Source organism: Mesorhizobium sp. M1D.F.Ca.ET.231.01.1.1 (genome assembly GCF_003999155.2).
Taxonomy (GTDB): Bacteria; Pseudomonadota; Alphaproteobacteria; order Rhizobiales; family Rhizobiaceae; genus Mesorhizobium.
In genome coordinates this window covers 316,915-333,745 of the sequence record NZ_RZOZ02000006.1, presented here as the reverse complement: position 1 = coordinate 333,745, position 16,831 = coordinate 316,915, and the positions used below count along the sequence as shown (strand labels likewise).

The following is a 16,831-nucleotide window of genomic DNA, read 5'->3' as shown; positions in this document are numbered from 1 at the left end:
TTGTCAGCGAGGTCGGTCGGCGCCCTTCGAGGCGCGCTTCTCGAGACCGCGCGCATAGGCGAGAAGCTCCTCGAAATCGAGGTCGATATGCTCGCGCGCATGGCGCTGGGCGGCGCGCATGTCCTTGCCCTTGAGCAGCGCCACATAGGTTTCGTGCACGTCTTCTGCCGGCACCGGCTCGTTGCGGGCGCGCTGATGCAGGGCGAAATACATCTGCAGCCGGCTGGTCAGCCGCTGCCAGGTCTCGAGCAGCACCGAATTGTCGGCCCATTCGTAGATCAGCCCGTGCAGCTGCAGCGCCGTCTCGATCTGGCGCGTGGTGTCGAGCGCCCGCGTCGCCTGCTTCACCGCCTCGTGGCGGCGGTCGAGCTCGTCGAAGAAGCGCTGGTCGCGCTGCGGCCAGGCGAGCTCGATGGCGAATTCGTCGAGGACCTTGTTCAACGAATAGGCGTCGATGATGTCCTTGGCGGCGACGTCGATGACGAAGGTCCCGGCATAGGGGATGCCGGTCAGTATGCCTTCCTGCACCAGCTCGCGCATCGCCTCGCGCAGCGGCGCGCGGCTCACCCGCATCTGTTCGGAAATCCTGAGCTCGTTGAGTTTCTGCCCGGGCTCCAGCTGGCCGGTCAGGATGGCGCGCCGGAGCAGGGCGACGATCTCGGCCCTGCGCGTCGTATCCGCGATTGGACTGAAATCCAGTTTCGCCATGCGTCCCACTCCGGATGAACCGGCTGCAAGACAAGCAGATTGTCGACAATCTAACAAGGGGCGGCGATCCGATTTTTTCGGATTGCGCCGCGAAAAGAAAACGGCGCCCTCGGCGTGGGAGCCGAGGGCGCCGTCGGACCGGAACTGATGGGGGTTATCAGCTGGCCGGTTTCGGTTGCGGCAAGGGAGAAACCGGCATTCCGGGTCCGATCTTCTGCAAATTGCCCGTGATCACCTGGTCGCTCTCGGAGATGCCGGAGGTGACGGAGATGAGGTCGCCGTCGGTCGGTCCGAGCGAGACCAGCTTCTGATCGACGGTGTTGTCCTTGCCGAGAACGTAAAGGTATTTGCCGAGCTGGCTGGAACCCAACGCGACCTGCGGCACCATCAGCGTGTTGGGCTGCTCTTTCACATGCAGCCGCACGCGCACATATTGCCCGGGCAGCAGCGTGAACTTGGCGTTGCCAATCGTGGCGCGTGCGGTGATCGTGCCGGTCGAATGGTCGATCGTGTTGTCGATGAAGGTGAGCTGGCCTTTCTGGCTCGGCTCGGTCTCGCCCGGCAGCAGCACGTCGACCGCGATCGGACCGGCAGCCCTCGCTTGCTCGATCTGCACGAGGTCGGTCTCGCTCGGATTGAAGGTAACGTAGATCGGGTCGAGCTGCACCAGCGTGTTGAGGACGGTGCCGGCGACACTGACCAGCGTGCCGACCGAAGCCTGGTTGCGGCCGATGCGTCCCGGGAACGGCGCCTTGATTTCGGCGTAGCCGAGATTGAGCTCGGCCGTCCGTACCGCCGCCTTGTCGAGCAGCAGCGCCGCTTCGGCCCCGCGCAAGGTGCTGGTGCGCTGGTCGAAGCTGTCCTTGGCAAGATAGCCGCTCTTGGCGAGCTCGCTGCCGCGGCCGAGATTCGAGCGCGCGTAGTCGAGCGTCGCGGTGTCGCGCTCGACCTGCGCCTTGGCCTGGTCGAGGGCCGCCTGGTAGTCCTCCGGCGCGATCCTGTAGAGCAGGTCGCCTTGCCGGACGTCGCTGCCGTCGGCCGCGGTCTGCTCCTGCAGATAGCCCGGCACGCGCGCCTGCAGCGTGATGCTGCGGATCGACTCGACGCGCGCGGCGTAGTCGAGATAGATCGGCAGCGTCTTCTTGACGACGTTCACCACCGGTACCGGCATGACGAAGGCCTTGGGCGCTGGAGCTGCGCCCGCCGTGCTGGCGTTGAGGCTCAGATTGCCCATGTCGAGCAGGTGGACGCTTGCCACCGAAATCGCGCCCAGCGCGACGGCCGTTCCTAAAGCGATTTTCCATTTACGCATGAAATCTCTCCAATCCTACTCGGCCGCATCGGCGAGCCGGATAGGCTCGGCGGTCGGTTCAATCTCTTGTTGATGCGGGGCATAGTGATGCCCCGCGGCAGGTTCGTTCTCGCCACCGCGCTCGCGCAGCTTCTCGATGACCGCGTAGAAGACGGGCACGAAGACCAGCGACAGGACAGTCGCCGCCACCATGCCGCCGAAGACGGTGGTGCCGATCGACTGCCGGCTGGCAGCGCCCGCGCCCGTCGCGAACATCAGCGGCAGCACGCCGAGGATGAAGGCGAAGGCCGTCATCAGGATCGGCCGCAGCCTGAGCCGCGCGGCTTCCATCGCCGCCTCGACGATGGTGAGGCCTTCCTCGCGCCGTCGCCTTGCGAACTCGACGATCAGGATCGCGTTCTTCGCCGCCAGGCCGATCAGCATCACGAAGCCGATCTGCGAGTAGACGTCGATCTGCATGCCGCGCAGCAACAGCACGACGAAGGCGCCGAACAAGGCCAGCGGCACGGCGAGCAGCACCATGAACGGCATCGCGAAGCTTTCATACTGCGCCGCCAGGATCAGGAAGACGAAGACGATTGCCAGGCCGAACACGACCGAGGCGATCGACCCTGCCTTGAGCTCCTGAAAGGTGATGCCGGTCCACTCGTAGCCGAAGTCGCGCGGCAGCACGTTCGCCGCCGCCCGCTCCATCGCCGCCACCGCCTGGCCGGACGAGAAGCCCGGCGCGGCGCCGCCATTGATGAGGGCGGACGCATTGTTGTTGTAGTGCGGCACCGTCTCGGGTCCGACGATCGGCACCAGCTTGCCCAGCGTGCTCAGCGGCACCATGCCGCCCGACGCGTTGCGCACATAGAGCCGCGAGATGTCGGTCGCATTTCCGCGCGCGTCCTTGTCGGCCTGGATGGTCACACGGAAGGTGCGGCCGAACAGGTTGAAGTCGTTGACGTAGAGCGAGCCGAGGTAGATCTGCAGCGTGTTGAACACGTCGGGCAGGTTGAGGCCGAGAAGCTTCGCCTTGCTGCGGTCGAGGTCGTAGTTGAACTGCGGCGTCGAGGTCGAGAAGGACGAGAAGAGCTGCTGCGGGTTGAGCTCCGGCTGCTTGCGCGCCTCGGCGATCAGCGCCTGCGTGACCTCGTTGAGTGCGGCGCTGCCGCGTCCCGAAAGATCCTCCACCTGGAATTCGAAGCCGCCGGTGGTGCCGAGGCCCGGGATCGAAGGCGGATCGAAGGAAAGCGCGAAGGCTTCCGGCATCTGTAGGAGCTTGTTGCGCACCTCGGCGACCAGCTTCGAGGCGTTCTGGTCAGGCCCGCGTTCGTCCCACGGCTTCAGGATGGCGAACTCGACAGCCGAATTCGACTGCGCGGCGCTGGTGAGGAAGTTCAGGCCGCTGATCGAGCCGACGATGTCGACGCCGGGCGTGTTCTGCAGGATGTCACGCGCCTTCTGGGCAACCGCGTCGGTGCGCTCCAGCGAAGCGCCGTCGGGCAGTTGGATGACGACGAAGAAATAGCCCTGGTCCTCCACGGGAAGGAAGGTCGAGGGCAGCTTCTGCCAGACGAAATAGGTCGCGACCAGACCGGCCGCGAACAGGCCGAGCATGGCCCAGCGCAGCTTGATCAGGATGCGCACGCCACGGGCGTAGGCATGCGACAGCCAGTCGAAGCCGGCATTGAACCAGCGGAACAGCACGAACTGCGTCTCGCCGCGATGGCGCAGGAACGCCGCGCTCAGCGCCGGGCTCAGCGTCAGCGAGTTGAAGGCCGAGATGCCGACCGAGATCGCCACGGTCAGCGCGAACTGGTTGTAGAGCCGTCCCGACACGCCGGGGATGAAGGCGACAGGGACGAACACTGCCGCCAACACCGCCGTGGTGGCGATGATCGGTCCGGTCACTTCGGCCATCGCCGCGCGCGTCGCGGCGAGCGGCGCAAGGCCGGCCTCGAGCTGTCGTTCGACATTCTCGACCACCACGATCGCATCGTCGACGACGAGGCCGATCGCCAGCACCATGCCGAGCAGGGAGAGCATGTTGAGTGAGAAGCCCAGCATATACATCACCGCCAGCGTCGCGATCAGCGACACGGGGATGGCGATGGTCGGGATGATGGTGGTGCGCCAGCTCTGCAGGAAGATGAAGACCACCGCCACGACCAGCACCAGCGCTTCGCCGAGCGTGATCAGCACGTCATGCATCGAGGCCGACACGAAGCGCGTCGTGTCGTAATGCATCGCGTAGTGGACGCCCTTCGGGAAGCGCTGCGACAGCTCCTGCATCTTATCCTTGACCCGCTGCTGCAGGTCGAGCGCGTTGGAGCCGGGCATCTGGTAGACGGCGAGCACCACGGTCGGATCCTTGCCGAAGAAGGCCGACGAGGAATATTGCAGCGCGCCGAGCTCGATGCGGGCGACGTCGCGCAGCCTGACGAGCGAGCCGTTCTGCGAATTGGCGCGCACGACGATGTCGCCGAATTCCTTCGGATCGCTCAAGCGGCCGACCGCGTTGACCTGCATCTCGAAGGCGGTGCCGGCCGGCGCCGGCGACTGGCCGATCTTGCCGGCCGCCACCTGCACGTTCTGCTCGGCGATGGCGTTCTGCACGTCGACGGCGGTGATGCCGAGATTGGCCAGCTTGTCCGGATCGAGCCAGACGCGCATCGAATAGCGGCGCTCGCCGAAGATCTGCACGTCGCCGACGCCGGGCAATCGCTTCAGCGGATCGACCACCTGCAGATAGGCGAGGTTGCTCAGCGCCACCGGATCGACCGAGCCGTCCGGCGAAGTGAGGTCGACGATCAGAACGAAATTCGGGTTCTGCTTTTTGATCGTGACGCCGCCTTGGTTGACGATGGCCGGGAGGGAGGATGCGGCCTGCGAGACGCGGTTCTGCACGTCGACCGCCGCTGTGCTCAGCGGATAGCCGACGTCGAAGGTGATGGTGATGGTCGAGGAGCCGTCATTCGAGCTCGTCGACGACATGTAGGTCATGCCCTGCACGCCGTTGATCTGCTGCTCGAGCGGCGTGGTGACCGTATCGGCCACCACCTGCGCGCTGGCGCCGGGATAGTGGGCGCTGACCACGACCTGTGGGGGCGTGATGTCGGGGAATTGCGAGACCGGCAGCAGGAAATAAGCGATCGCGCCGGCGAGCACCATGATGATGGCGATCGCCGATGCGAAGATCGGACGGTGGATGAAGAATCTTACCATGATGCGGATGCCTCGCCGAAGGGTTTTGCGAAGTGGCGCAGGCGCCGGGCGCGACCGGAGCCGGGGTCCTCCAGGAAGGATGGCAGGATCTCATCGCCCGGCGCCTGTTGCGCCGCGCGCGAGCGCAACATCCGTTCGAAGGCCTTGGGGTCGATCCCGTCCGCCTTCATCACCAGCCGGATCATCGGATCCCGGATGGCTTCGTCGATCGTCAGGTCTTTGCGCTTTCGCATAGGAGTGGCTCCTTGCTCGTCCCGCATCGGTTGATCACGGGCCGCCTTTTTTCTCGAATTCACCGGCCGAAGCCGCATGACAGGCAGGTTTTGCGTCCTATCTCACTCTGGCAGGCTATCTGTGGGCCTTGTCGTTTGACGGCGAGTGATATAGGTGTTACCAGTAAGTAACATCTAAAAGTTACAGATCGGTAACACCCTAGTCAAGAGGTGGCCGAGGGTTTTTTGGAAACGAAAGGAGAGCATGATGACAGACGGCGTCGTGGAGCGCACTCGCCCCCGGGACCGGATCCTGGAGACGGCGCAGGACATGTTCCACAAGCACGGCATCAAGGGCGTGGGCGTCGACGCCATCACCGAGGCCGCCGGCACCAACAAGATGACGCTCTATCGTCACTTCGAATCCAAGGACGATCTGATCATCGAATGCCTGCGCGCCACTGCGGCGAAGGCTTCGAGGATATGGGACGAGTTCGAGGCCCAGCATCCCGGCGACAAGCTCGCGCAACTGCATGCCTGGGTCCGCAAGGTGTCGCAAATGCTCAGCGCCGACAGCCGCGGCTGCGACATGGCCAATGCCGCCGTCGAGCTCAGCGAGACCGATCACCCGGCCAGGCGCGTCATCAAGGAACTCAAGGAAGCCCAGCGCGAAAAGCTCGTGGCGCTCTGCCGCGACGCCGGCGTCGGCCAGGCGGAGTTGCTCGCCGACACGCTGTCGTTGCTGCTCGAAGGCGCGCGCGTCTCGATGCAGAGCGTGGGCGCCGAAGGCCCGAGCGCGCAGTTCGTGCGCATGGCGGAAGGGCTTATCGCGTCGTTTAGGGCGCGCTGAGGGCGCTGCGTAGGCATTCCGATTTCCATGCGGGCAAAAGAAAAGCCCGCTGCCGGGAGGAGGAGGCAGCGGGCTCGATTTCGAATACGGCACGGGAGGAGGTGTACCGTATTCACCGTCGGTGTCTGGGAGGAGGAAGACATCCGACACCGCAACAATTACGATTTGCTCAACGATTCGGCAACCATAAAACTTGCATAGCTGGTGTGCAGTTTTGCCGCACCGCCCGCCAATCATCCGACAAATCCGGACAAAGACGCTTCGCCTCGGCGTGCTAACTCATTGAACCGGCACGTTTTCCTTGAAGATCAGCCGCGGCTCGATGAATTTCTTCGTCAGGTACGGCGCCGATGACGCGATCGAGCCGAGCAGGCGGATCACCGCTTGTTCGGCAATCAGCCGCGCATTCTGGTCGATGACGACGTCGGCGAGATCGTCGACGAGATAGCGGCGCGTCTCCTTGGTCAGGTCATGGCAGATGAACACCGGCTTCCGGCGCGGCCTGGCTTCCAGCAAGGCCCTCGCCACGCCCGAGCGTCCCGCGCCGACACAGTAGATGCCGAGCAGTTCAGGCTCGTTGTGCAGCGCCTTCATCGTTGCGCTGTAGCTGGCGTCGGGCTCGTCGTTGATCTCGACGGCGCTGGAGACGGTGAGGTTGGGAAATTCCTCGCTCAGCACCGAGCGGAAACCCATCTCGCGCTCCTCATGGCCGCGATAGGAGCGCGAGCCGACGACCATCGCCAGATGCCCGGTCCGGCCGCCGAGGAAGCGGCCCATCAGCAGCGCGGCGGTGCGTCCGGCGACCCGGTTGTCGATGCCGACATAGGCCGAGCGGGGCGCTGCCGGCACGTCGGAGACCAGCGTCACCAGCCGGATGCCGGCCTCGACCAGCTCGCGCAGGATGTTGCGCGTGCGCGGGTGGTCGACGGCGATGACGCCCACCCCATTGGCTTTCAACGACAGGTTTTCGACCGCACCCTGCAGCGCGCCGGGTGAGATGCCGGCAAGGTTGTGGATGCGGCAGGAGGCGACCAGCGGCAGGCGCTGGGCATAGTCCTCGATGTGATGGGCGAGATCGGCCATGAAGGCGTTGCTGCCGATCGGCAGGAAAAACTCCAGATGCGCCGGCTTCGACGGCAGCACGACCTGGTCGAGGGTCGGCAGGTAGCCGAGCTGCTTCGCCGCTTCCATCACCCGCTGCCGGTTGGCCGCGCTCGCCCCCGGCCGGTTGTTCAGCACCCGGTCGACGGTCGCGGTCGACAGGCCGCAGCTCCTGGCGATGTCGGCTACGGTGGCTTTCATGGGTCCAGTCATAGGATGGGATGCGAGCCCCTGTCAGGCCAAATCAGATGTCAGGCCAAATCAAACGTCGGGCCAAATCAACGTCGGGCAAATCAGCCATGCGGCTGCGGGCCGTCGGAAATCGCATCGCGGATCTGCTTGTCCGACATGCCGGTGATGATCCGCTCGACCTCGGCGACGGTGGTCTTTTTCGGATCGATGTCGTCGGCCACCACCTTGCCGCGGCGCATCACCACGATGCGGTCGACCACCTGGAAGACGTGGTGGATGTTGTGGGCGATGAAGATGCAGGAATGGCCTGAGTCGCGCGCGCTGCGCACGAAGCTCAAGACGCCTTGCGTCTCGGCGACGCCGAGATTGTTGGTCGGCTCGTCGAGGATGATCAGGTCGCTGTCGAAATGCATGGCGCGCGCGATCGCCACCGCTTGCCGCTCGCCGCCCGACAGCGAGCCGATCGGCGTCGTCGGCGGGATGTTCTTCGAGATGCCCACCTGTTTCAGCAGGTCGCGCGCCACCCTGTTCATCGCCTCCTGGTCCATGCGGTTGAGGAAGCGCGGCGGCTTGATCGGCTCGCGGCCGAGAAACAGGTTGCGCGCGATCGACAGCTGCGTGACCAGTGCCGAGTCCTGGTAGATGGTCTCGATGCCATGCGCTATGGCGTCGCTTGTGCTGCGGAAATCCACCTTCTTGCCGCGCACGAAGATGTCGCCGCTGGTTAGCGGCACCGCGCCCGACAGCACCTTGATCAGCGTCGACTTGCCGGCGCCGTTGTCGCCGAGCAGCCCAACGATCTCTCTTTCGTTGACGTGGAAGTTGGCATCCACCAGCGCCTGCACGCGCCCGTAGGACTTGCGGATGTTCGTCATGCGGATGAGAGGTTCGGCCATGGTTCACGTCCCTGCCTGGTGCCGGCGTTCGAGCCATGAGTGCAGCGCCATCATGCCGAGGATGATCGCGCCGATGAAGATGTTGTAGGCGAGCCCCGGCACGCCGATGAGCACGATGCCGTTGCGCATGACGCGCAGGATCAGGATGCCGAGCACGGTGCCGATGATGGTGCCGCGTCCGCCGGTCAGCGCCGTGCCGCCGATCACCACCATGGCGATGACCTCGAGCTCGTAGCCGGTGCCGCTGTTGGGATTGGCCGCAGAGGTACGCAGCGACGAGATCACGCCGGCAAGCGAGGCCATCACCGCCGACAGGATGAACAGGCCGACCTTGACACGGCTGACGTTGACGCCGCGCGCACGCGCCGCGTTGGGGTTGCCGCCGGCCGCCTGGATCCAGTTGCCGGTGCGGCTTTGCGTCAGCACGTAGCCAAGCACGATCGCGGCGCCGATGAACCAGAACAGCGAAGCGTAGACGCGGAACGGGCCGATATAGAAGTCGCCGACCAGGATGTCGGCAAGCCAGCTGCCTTCGGCGCTCCAGGTGCGCTGCGGAAAGCCGTCGGTGACGAACAGCGCGGTGCCGCGCACGACGAGCAGCATGCCGAGCGTGACCAGGAAGGATGGGATCTTGAGCTGGGTGACGAACCAGCCGTTGATCAGCCCGATGACGGCCGCGACCATAAGCGCGATGACGAAGCCCATCTCCAGCGAGGTGACGCCGCCGTTGAAAAGCGTCCACATCAGCACCGGCGAGAAACCGAACAGCGAGCCGACCGAAAGGTCGAATTCGCCCGATGTCATCAGCAAGGTCATCGCCAGCGCGATCAGGCCGAGCTCTACGGTGAAGGCGAGGATGTTGGAGATGTTCTGCGGCGACAGAAAATCCGGATTGATAGCCCAGAAGACGACGAGTTCGACGACGAGCAGCACCAGCGGGCCGAATTCCGGCCGCGCGATGAAACTCTGGATGAAGGAACGGTTTTCCATTGAGCCCGCGACGTGGATGAACTTGGCTAAAAGCGCGTCGCGATCTTTCGGATTCGCGCCACGCGCTTTAGATTTCTTGATTTTACGCATGTCTTTGTCCCGAAACCGGTTTCCCACTTTCGGGAGACATGCTTTAGGCCCGCGCGTGGGCAGGCCGGCGAAAGGAATGGCGTGGCCCAGGCGGCCACGCCATTCGGTCGCGGATTACTTGCCGGACAGGATCTTGTCGTAGACGCCGGCGGTGTCCTTTTCGTAGAGCGCGCCGGTGATCACGTTGAAGCCCGGAGGAATGCCGGCCGACGCCATCGCGGCAAGCGACAGCGCAACATAGCTTGTGGCCTGCGGGTCCTGCCACTGCGCGGCGTTGACATAGCCGTTCAGCACTTCCTGGGTGGTGTCGAGCGAGTTGCCCCAGCCGACGACCGGGATTTCGCCCGGCTTGACGCCGACCTGGTCGAACACGCGCTTGATCGAGCCGGTGACGAGGTCGCCGAGGCCGATGATCGCCTTCACCTTGCCCTTGTGCGCGGTGAGATAGTCGACCATGCGGTTGATCACCTCGGCCTGGTCGAGCGTCGCCTCAGTCACCTCATAGGTGATGCCGAGCGGCTCGAATACGCTCTTGATGCCTTCCTCTTCCTGCACGCCGTAAGTGGCGCCGGGCACCTCGACCGGCATCCAAACGAAGTCGCCCTTCTTCACCAGGCCCTTGTCGACCAGATACTGCGCCCAGTGCTTGCCGAAGGTGACATTGTCGCCGCCGACATAGGCATTGAAGTTCGCCTTCGGATCGGGCGTGTTGAAGTTGATGATCGGGATGTTGGCCGCGCGGGCCTCCTTGACGATTTCAACCAAGCTCCCCGGATCGGGGCTGGTGGTGACGATGCCGTCGGCCTTGGCCGAGATGGCGGCGCGCACAGCCTCCTGCTGCGATGCGACGTCGCCATTGTGGAACGAGGTGTTTACCTTGCTGCCGGTGTCGCTTGCCCATTGCTTGGCGCCGGCCAGGAAATAGGTCCAGACCGGATCGGCCGGGCCGCCATGCGAAATCCAGTAGAACGTCTTGGCCTCAGCCATCGCCGGAATGGCGAGCGCTGCGATCAAGCCAAGCACGAGCAGTCTCAGCCTCGAAAGCATTCGATTTCCTCCCATGTTGAAGTCTCTCCTCCACATCAAGCGCGATGCAGTCCGGGAACCGCATCTCCCGCCAGCGCCGGCCGGAAACGTCAAGAGCATTCCCTTTTTCGGCCGATGGCAAGCCTCCGCCGCCAATGGATGTTGGCACGGCCGCGCACGCCATCAGCGAACCCATCAGATTGCATCAGTTGCGGTGATATTTTGCGGGCAAACCCTCGCCATTACGCCCCATCAGCCTGTCGTGATGGGCACAACAAGCATGTTGCCGCTTTGATCCGCTAGATGAGATCGGCCTGGGCGAGATCGCGCATCAGATGGCTGGCGCCGTAGGTCCAGTGCGGGCAGTCCGGCGACAGCCGCACGCGATTGACCAGGGCACCGAGTTTTTCGGACGAGATGGTGACCAAATCGCCGACCTTGTGGGTAAAGCCCTTGCCCTTCTCGCCGCGATCCTTCGACGGCACGAACATGGTGCCGAGATAGAGCGCCAGCCCGTCCGGATACTGGTGATGCGGCCCCATCGCGGCCTTGACCAGCTCTTCCGGCGAGCGGCTGATTTCGGCCATCGAGCTTGCGCCCTCCAGCGAAAATCCATCCTCGCCCTCGACGCCGAGCCGCACCGTCGCGCGCTTCACGTCGGCGATAGAAAAGGTCTCGTCGAAGAGCCGGATGAAGGGGCCGAGCGATGCGGAAGCATTGTTGTCCTTGGCCTTGCCGAGCAGCAGCGCCGACCGGCCCTCGACGTCGCGCAGGTTGACGTCGTTGCCGAGCGTGGCTCCGACGATGCGGCCCGAGCTGTCGGCGATCATGGCGATCTCCGGCTCCGGATTGTTCCAGGTGGAAACCGGATGCAGGCCGACATCGGCGCCGAAGCCGACGGAGGCCATGGGCTGGCACTTGGTGAAGATCTCGGCGTCGGGGCCGATGCCCACTTCCAGATATTGCGACCAGGCCCCGCGCTGGATGAGCTTGGCCTTGATCTCCATCGCCTCGGGCGAGCCGGGCTTCAGCTTCGAGAGGTCATGGCCGATCAGCCCGGCAATGTCGGCGCGGATGGCGTCGGCCTTCTCGGCCGAGCCGCGCGCCTGCTCCTCGATGACGCGCTCGAGCAGGCTGACGACGAAGGTGACGCCTGAAGCCTTCACCGCTTGCAGGTCGACGGGCGAAAGCAGGATCGGCTTCTTTGCATCGCGCCCGGCCTCGAAGCTGTTCGCCGCGATGTCTTCCAGCGCGCCGATCGCCTTGCCCTTGGCCGAGCGCACGTGGCCCGCCGGGTCCTTCAGCTCGCAGACGTCGCGCACCGTGGGCGCCGCGCTCGAGGTGATGTCGATCACCTTGCCGTCGCGCACCGTGACCACAAGCGGATGGGAGGCATCGTTGGTTCTGGCGCGACCGACGAAAAGGCCATCGGCGGGGAGACGGGTCGGGTCGGTCATGGTGTCGGTCCTCTTGATTTTTCGCGCGCGGCACTTTTCCCCGATTTCGCCGAAACGTCTATCCCGTCTATGGCAAGGTTATGGGCTACAGGCATGCTGTCACATAGCCGAGGGCGGACTGGCCTATCGAGCGCTCTTTCAAGTTTGTGAAATCGGCAATAGGATTTTCACGAAGCTCCAGCGCCTCAGGTGAACGCTTGCCCGCAGCCTTTTCCGATCCGATCTGGCAGAAGCCCAAAATGGCCCCGGCGTTCCAGCCCGGGCTATCAGGCGGCGGCACGCTCGACGCGGTCATCGTCGGCGGCGGCATCATGGGCCTGTCGACCGCCTTGCATGCGGCCCGTGCCGGTCTTTCGGTGCAGGTGCTGGATGCTGGCGCGATCGGGCAGGGCGCTTCCGGCCTCAATGGCGGCCAGGTCATTCCCGGTCTCAAATATGATCCGGAATGGCTGATCGGGCATTTCGGCAAGGAGCGCGGCGGGGCCCTGGTCGACTTCGCCGCCTCGACGGCCGATGCCGTGTTCGACCTCATCCGCGACGAGCAGCTCGCGGTGCCGTTCACGCGCAACGGCTGGATTCAAGCGGCGCACACCGAGACCGCGTTGAAGGCTGCCGCCAATCGCGACCGGCAATGGCGGCGGCGCGGCGCCGACGTCAAGCTGCTCGACCAGGCCGAGATCGCTGCCATGACCGGCGCCAAGGGCTATCTCGGCGGCTTGCTCGACCGTCGCGCCGGCGTCATCGATCCACTGTCCTACACGCTGGAGCTGGCGCGCATCGCCTCGGCGGCCGGTGCCAGGATCGCCGAGGGGCAGAAGGTGGTGAGGCTCAGCAGGGAAGCAGGCATCTGGCGGGTATCGGTGCAAGGCGGTGCCGAATTGCGCGCCAAGTCGGTGGTGCTGGCCACCAATGCCTATACGGATAACCTGCTTCCCGGCCTCGCCCGGACCATCGTGCCGCTGCATTCGTTCCAGATCGCCACCGCGCCGCTGCCGGCCGGGCTTGCTTCCACGATCCTGCCCGGCGGCCAGGCCGTCTCGGACTCCCGTCGCATTCTCGTCTACTACCGCAAGAGCGCGGACGGCCGGCTGGTGCTCGGCGGCCGCGGGCGCATGGCGCTGCCGTCCAGCGCCGCGGACTGGGCGCATCTCGAGCGCGCGCTCACTCGCCTCTATCCGGTGCTTGCCGGCATCGCCATCGACAAGCGCTGGTTCGGCCGTGTGGCGATAACGCCGGATCATCTTCCGCACCTGCATGAGCCGGAAAAGGGCCTGCTTGCCGTCGTCGGCTGCCAGGGCAGGGGTGTCGGGCTGATGAGCGCGCTTGGCAAGCGCATGGCGAACTACCTGGCGAATGGCGATGTCGGGCAATTGCCGTTCCCGTTGTCGCCGATCCGACCGATCCCGTTCCACGCCTTCCGCCAGATCGGCGTCGCCGCCACGATCACCTGGTACCGGATGCTCGACGCATTCGAGCCCTGATGGCGACCGCGTGCAGCGCACAAGCGATTGAGCTTGACGGTTTCACAAATATGAAAAAGAATTAGCTGATTTCAAAAATCGATGGGCAGCTGCCCAATAGGCAATAAAATGTCGACCATCGTTGCAGCGCGGCCATCGCCGGAAACCCGCATCTCGCCGGTCTTCCGGTTGGCCATGCTGGTGCCGGGCGGGCTGGTCACCTTCTTCCTGATCCTGTTCGCGCTCGGCCTGGTGCTCTTCCTCGCCTTCAGGAGCAATGACGGCTCCCTGCTCGGCGCCGGCCTGACGGCGGAGAATTTCGTCACCGTGGCCACCGATCCGCTCTACTGGACGGTGACGCTGCGCTCGCTGGTGATCGCCGGCCTTGTCACGCTGGCGACCGTGGTGACCGCCTATCCCGTCGCCTACTACCTCGCCTTCCATGCCGGGCGTCGGCGCAACCTGCTGCTCTTCCTGGTCACGCTGCCGTTCTGGACCAGCTATCTGCTCCGCGTCTTCGCCTGGAAGATCGTGCTTGCCTATAACGGCGTGCTGAATTCGGCCTTCATCGAAAGCGGCCTCTGGTCGGAACCGACGCTGGCCTTCCTCAACACGCCGGCAGCGGTCGTGGTGACGCTGGCGCACGCCTACGCGCCTTTCGCCATCCTGCCGATCTACGTGGCGCTGGACACCATTCCGAAATCGCTGCTCGAAGCCGCCTCCGATCTCGGCGCGCGACCCTTCACCAGCTTCCGCCGCGTCGTGCTGCCCAACTCGATGCCGGGCGTGCTGGCAGCGGCGCTGGTCGTCTTCGTGCCGACCGTCGGCGACTATGTCACGCCGGCCATGGTCGGCGGCCCGGCCAGCACCATGATCGGCACGCTGATTCAGTCGCAGTTCGGCAAGGCCAATGACTGGCCGTTCGGCGCGGCACTGTCGGTCTGCGTCATGCTGGTCATCCTGTGCGTGGTGCTGGTCGCGCGCGGCGCCGACCGCAGGTTTGGCAGCCGTACATGAGCAGCGCGCGCAAAGAGGCAAATGCAGGCGGCCGCTGGCTCGGCCTCTATGTGCTTGCCTATCTCTTCTTCCTCTATCTGCCGATCCTTTTGATCCCGCTGTTTTCCTTTAACGATTCCATCCAGGCGGCATTTCCGCTGCAGGGTTTCACGCTTGGCTGGTATGAGACGCTCTACGGCAATCCGGCGCTCTCCGGCGCTTTGGCCAACAGCCTGATCATCGGTGTCATCGCCGCATCGGGCGCAACGCTCTGCGGCATCACCGTCTCCTACATGGACCTCTACGGCCGCTCGCCGCTTGCCGCCACCATCAGCGCCGTAGCCCGGCTGCCGATCCTGATCCCCGGCGTCATCGTCGGCATTTCGCTCTTGATCCTGGTCAACCTCATCGGGCTCGGGCCGTCGCGCATCGCCATCGTGCTCGGCCACATCCTTGTCGCGCTGCCGACGACGGTGGTGGTGATGCGCAGCCGCTTCGCCGCCATTCCAAAAACCATCCGCGAGGCGGCGCTCGACCTCGGCGCCTCCGACTGGACGACATTCAGGCGCGTCATGCTGCCGCTGAGTGCGCCGGCGGTGCTGTCGGCCTTCATGCTCGCCTTCCTCACCTCCTTCGACGAGTTCATCGTCGTCTTCTTTCTCGCCGGCACCGAGCCGACGCTGCCGCTCTACATCTGGAGCCAGCTGCGCTTCCCGCGCTCGCTGCCGACCGTGATGGCGCTGGGTACGGTGATCCTCACGGTGTCCTTCATCATCGCCGCGCTCGCCGAGCTCCTGCGCCACCGCGGCCTCGGCGCGGCGCGTCGCAATCCAGCCTGAACCACAACAAAGAAGAGGAGAACGAAAATGACATTCCACCTGAAATCGATCACTGGACTGAAGGCCCGCGCCGGCCTTGCCGCCTTGGCCCTGGCGTTGTCGTCGACGGTCGCTGTTGCCGCCGACAAGCTGCAATACTTCACCTGGTCGGGCTACGAGTTGCCAGACTTCAACAAGAGCTTCCTCGCCGCGCATCCGGACGGCGTCGAGGCGACGATCTTCGGCGACGACGACGACGCCTTCACCAAGGTTAAGGCCGGCTTCCGGCCCGACATCGCGCATCCCTGCTACGACAAGGTCGCGCGCTGGAACAAGGAAGGCCTGCTGCAGCCGATCGACACCAAGCGCATCAAGAACTGGGATTCGATCTTCCCGGTGTTCAAGAACCTGCCCGACCTGCAGGCCGGCGACGGCAAGGTGTGGATGGTGCCGTGGGACTGGGGCAACACCTCGATCCTCTACCGCACCGACCTGGTGAAGAACCCCGAAGCGAGCTGGAACCTTCTGTGGGACAAGCAATATGCCGGCCGCATGGCGACCATCGACGCCGTGCATGACACGCCGATCGTCGCCGCGCTGCTGGCGGGCGTGAATCCGTTCGACATGACGCCGGAGCAGATGGAGAAGGTCGCCGCGAAACTGCGCGAGCAGCGGCCGCTGCTGTCGAGCTACACCACCGACATGACCTCGGTCGAGCAGGCCCTGGCCAGTGGCCAGCTGGTCGCCGCAATGACCTGGAACGCGTCGGCCACCTCGCTCAAGAAACAGGGCGTGCCGGTCGAATTCATGAAGCCGAAGGAAGGCATGCTGACCTGGGCCTGCGGCTTCGTGATGCTGAAGGACGCCAAGAACGTCGACCTCGCCTATGACTTCATCAACAGCCGGCTCGATGCCGACTCCGGCAAATACCTGATCCAGTCGTATGGCTATGGCAGCTCGCTCGCGACCGCCTTCGCCGGCGTGTCGAAGGACGAGCTGGAGAAGCTGCAATTGCCGGCCGATCCGGACGTGATGCTGAAGAGCACCATCTTCACCGGCCCGATGAAGCAGAATGACGATGTGGCTAAGATGTTCGAGAAGGTGAAGGCCGGCGGGTGAACGGCGCGGACTCCCCTTCTCCCTCCGGCAAATACCTGATCCAGTCGTATGGCTATGGCAGCTCGCTCGCGACCGCCTTCGCCGGCGTGTCGAAGGACGAGCTGGAGAAGCTGCAATTGCCGGCCGATCCGGACGTGATGCTAAAGAGCACCATCTTCACCGGCCCGATGAAGCAGAATGACGATGTGGCCAAGATGTTCGAGAAGGTGAAGGCCGGCGGGTGAACGGCGCGGACTCCCCTTCTCCCCTTGTGGGAGAAGGTGGCCGCGAAGCGGCCGGATGAGGGGTGTTCCAGGGAATGCCAGCGTCTCACTTCGCTGGAACACCCCTCATCCGTCTCGCCGCTATCGCGCCGATCCACCTTCTCCCACAAGGGGAGAAGGAAAAGACAACG

Annotated in this window: 15 protein-coding genes; 6 read left to right on the top strand and 9 right to left on the bottom strand. The window is 64.5% G+C overall.

The window, feature by feature from the left end; genetic code table 11:
* Positions 1 to 3: 3 nt before the first annotated feature.
* The 4 genes from EN874_RS18830 to EN874_RS18815 form a co-directional block, all read right to left on the bottom strand.
* Entirely contained in the window at positions 4 to 708 is a 705-nt protein-coding gene (locus EN874_RS18830) for a GntR family transcriptional regulator (RefSeq protein WP_127426431.1), read from the bottom strand.
* A gap of 157 nt (positions 709 to 865) precedes the next feature.
* Positions 866 to 2,020, bottom strand: coding sequence for an efflux RND transporter periplasmic adaptor subunit (locus tag EN874_RS18825; RefSeq protein WP_127426430.1), 1,155 nt, complete (start codon positions 2,018 to 2,020; stop codon positions 866 to 868).
* A gap of 15 nt (positions 2,021 to 2,035) precedes the next feature.
* Positions 2,036 to 5,230 (bottom strand): multidrug efflux RND transporter permease subunit, encoded by a 3,195-nt coding sequence (locus EN874_RS18820; protein ID WP_127426429.1) that lies wholly within the window; start codon positions 5,228 to 5,230, stop codon positions 2,036 to 2,038.
* Positions 5,224 to 5,463, bottom strand: a complete 240-nt coding sequence (locus EN874_RS18815; protein ID WP_127426428.1) for a hypothetical protein — start codon at positions 5,461 to 5,463, stop codon at positions 5,224 to 5,226. The genes EN874_RS18820 and EN874_RS18815 overlap by 7 nt, the downstream gene beginning before the upstream one ends.
* 247 nt (positions 5,464 to 5,710) lie before the next feature.
* On the opposite strand from EN874_RS18815, the gene EN874_RS18810 reads away from it, so the two are divergent.
* Positions 5,711 to 6,292 (top strand): TetR/AcrR family transcriptional regulator, encoded by a 582-nt coding sequence (locus EN874_RS18810; protein ID WP_127426427.1) that lies wholly within the window; start codon positions 5,711 to 5,713, stop codon positions 6,290 to 6,292.
* 279 nt (positions 6,293 to 6,571) lie between these two features.
* Here EN874_RS18810 and EN874_RS18805 read toward each other — a convergent pair whose 3' ends face one another.
* The 5 genes from EN874_RS18805 to EN874_RS18785 form a co-directional block, all read right to left on the bottom strand.
* A complete protein-coding gene (locus EN874_RS18805) occupies positions 6,572 to 7,594 on the bottom strand; it encodes a LacI family DNA-binding transcriptional regulator (RefSeq protein WP_127426426.1) in 1,023 nt (340 codons plus the stop codon).
* A 92-nt stretch (positions 7,595 to 7,686) separates the two neighbouring features.
* Positions 7,687 to 8,481 carry an ATP-binding cassette domain-containing protein gene (locus tag EN874_RS18800; protein WP_127426425.1) on the bottom strand — a complete coding sequence of 265 codons (795 nt, stop codon included), beginning with the start codon at positions 8,479 to 8,481 and terminating at the stop codon, positions 7,687 to 7,689.
* A 3-nt stretch (positions 8,482 to 8,484) separates the two neighbouring features.
* Positions 8,485 to 9,471, bottom strand: a complete 987-nt coding sequence (locus EN874_RS18795) for an ABC transporter permease (RefSeq protein ID WP_127426482.1) — start codon at positions 9,469 to 9,471, stop codon at positions 8,485 to 8,487.
* Between the two features lie 204 nt (positions 9,472 to 9,675).
* Positions 9,676 to 10,608, bottom strand: coding sequence for a substrate-binding domain-containing protein (locus tag EN874_RS18790; protein WP_126085330.1), 933 nt, complete (start codon positions 10,606 to 10,608; stop codon positions 9,676 to 9,678).
* 278 nt (positions 10,609 to 10,886) lie between these two features.
* Complete coding sequence (locus tag EN874_RS18785; protein ID WP_127426424.1) at positions 10,887 to 12,044, bottom strand: fumarylacetoacetate hydrolase family protein; 1,158 nt, start codon at positions 12,042 to 12,044, stop codon at positions 10,887 to 10,889.
* A gap of 239 nt (positions 12,045 to 12,283) precedes the next feature.
* Here EN874_RS18785 and EN874_RS18780 point away from each other — a divergent pair, with 239 nt between their 5' ends.
* From EN874_RS18780 to EN874_RS18760, 5 genes are all read left to right on the top strand, one after another.
* Positions 12,284 to 13,525, top strand: a complete 1,242-nt coding sequence (locus EN874_RS18780; protein ID WP_245513617.1) for an FAD-dependent oxidoreductase — start codon at positions 12,284 to 12,286, stop codon at positions 13,523 to 13,525.
* A gap of 108 nt (positions 13,526 to 13,633) precedes the next feature.
* Entirely contained in the window at positions 13,634 to 14,521 is an 888-nt protein-coding gene (locus EN874_RS18775) for an ABC transporter permease (protein ID WP_127426422.1), read from the top strand.
* Positions 14,518 to 15,339: an ABC transporter permease gene (locus tag EN874_RS18770; protein ID WP_127426421.1), complete on the top strand. Its 822-nt coding sequence runs from the start codon at positions 14,518 to 14,520 to the stop codon at positions 15,337 to 15,339. The genes EN874_RS18775 and EN874_RS18770 overlap by 4 nt, the downstream gene beginning before the upstream one ends.
* A gap of 27 nt (positions 15,340 to 15,366) precedes the next feature.
* Positions 15,367 to 16,437 carry an ABC transporter substrate-binding protein gene (locus EN874_RS18765; RefSeq protein WP_127426420.1) on the top strand — a complete coding sequence of 357 codons (1,071 nt, stop codon included), beginning with the start codon at positions 15,367 to 15,369 and terminating at the stop codon, positions 16,435 to 16,437.
* The gene (locus EN874_RS18760; protein WP_245513616.1) at positions 16,434 to 16,661 is read left to right on the top strand and encodes a hypothetical protein; all 228 of its coding nucleotides are present in this window, start codon (positions 16,434 to 16,436) and stop codon (positions 16,659 to 16,661) included. Before EN874_RS18765 ends, EN874_RS18760 begins: the two co-directional genes overlap by 4 nt.
* Positions 16,662 to 16,831: the final 170 nt, after the last annotated feature.